Source organism: Cupriavidus sp. CuC1, from assembly GCF_044627735.1.
In the GTDB taxonomy this organism is placed as follows: domain Bacteria; phylum Pseudomonadota; class Gammaproteobacteria; order Burkholderiales; family Burkholderiaceae; genus Cupriavidus; species Cupriavidus ulmosensis.
In genome coordinates, this window is sequence record NZ_JBIUHC010000365.1 from 1 (window position 1) to 1,530 (window position 1,530).

The 1,530-nt window shown below is 61.6% G+C and carries 1 protein-coding gene; it reads left to right on the forward strand.

The features are described 5' to 3' along the window. Window positions 1-362: 362 nt before the first annotated feature. Window positions 363-1,530 (forward strand): group II intron reverse transcriptase/maturase (ltrA, locus tag ACGLHR_RS51665; protein WP_400103869.1); only part of this gene is annotated, 1,168 nt, incomplete at its 3' end.

Genomic DNA, 1,530 nt, shown 5'->3' on the forward strand with positions numbered 1-1,530 from the left:
TGAGTGCGCCGGGAGACCGGCAAGGAGTAAGTGGTGCGAGTCCACTACGATGAAGGAATAGCGAACCACATCGGCCCCGAGCCGTGCGCAGGCATCCGCGAGGATGTCGGCGAAGCGTCGGTAGGGGAGCGTGCGGGCCAGCCATTGAGCCACGATAGGACTGTCATCCTGGGTGCCGACGCGGTTCAGTACGCGGAAGGCTATACGGAGGGGCGCGTGAGCGCGAGTGCCCCGACGACCCGGCGTGGTCGAAGACCCTGGCACGTACGGACGCTCTTTGCACGGGAACCGGGAGATCTCTCGTCTGGCCAGTCGCAGCCTGGGCTGGTCCGCGTCGGGAAGGCGAGGAGCCGTAGCCGATGATGAACAGACGGGAGAAGTCAGACTCCGCCGTATTAGCGAGGAAGCCTGCGAACAATGCCGGGAAATCGGCTGCGGAGTGGGTGGAGCGAAGGGCGGGGACCAAGGGGAACATGGGTCAGTCCAACACGTGCCGGGCGCAGAATCGGGAAAGCGTGTCACAGGGGCTGGAACGTGTACGGCAAGCTGCAAGGCAGCGGAAGAAGGAAAAGTTCACCGCGCTGCTGCATCACGTCACGGTCGACCGGCTTCGGGAGTCGTTTTATGCACTCAAACGCAACGCGGCTCCGGGAGTGGATGGCCTGACATGGCGGTACTACGAGGCAGGACTGGAAGAGCATCTCCAGCGTCTGCACACGCAAGTACTCAGCGGAGCGTATCGGGCACTGCCCGTTCGGCGGCAGTACATACCCAAGCCGGACGGCAAACAGCGCCCATTGGGGATTGCCGCACTGGAAGACAAGATCGTCCAGCGCGCGGTGGTTGAAGTGCTAAATGCGATCTACGAGGAAGACTTTCTCGGTTTCTCGTATGGGTTCCGACCCGGACGCAGTCAGCATGATGCGCTGGACGCGTTGGCAACGGCCATCACCCGCACCCCGGTGAACTGGATTTTAGACGCCGACATCCGGAGCTTCTTTGACTCGGTCAGCCAGGACTGGCTGGTTCGGTTCATGGAGCATCGGATCGGCGACGAGCGCATCATTCGTCTTGTGCAGAAATGGCTCAAGGCGGGCGTTCTGGAAAAAGGAGAACTGAGCGTCAGTGAAACAGGTACACCGCAGGGCTCGGTGGCATCGCCACTGTTCGCGAACGTGTATCTGCACTACGTGTTTGATCTCTGGGCCAACCGGTGGCGACGACGGGAAGCTAAAGGCAACGTCATCATTCTGCGGTACGCGGATGATATCGTGGTCGGCTTCGAGCACGAAGCCGACGCGCGGCGATTCTGGGACGCGATGCGACTGAGGTTGGAGGAGTTCTCGCTTGCGCTTCACCCGGACAAGACGAGGCTGCTGGAGTTTGGCCGCTACGCAGCGGTCAACCGCCAGAGTCGAGGCCTTGGCCGACCGGAGACCTTTGCCTTCCTGGGTTTCATCTTTATCTGCGGACGATCGCGCCGTGGTGCCTTTCAGTTGCAGCGAAAGACCCGAGGCGATCGCATGCGGG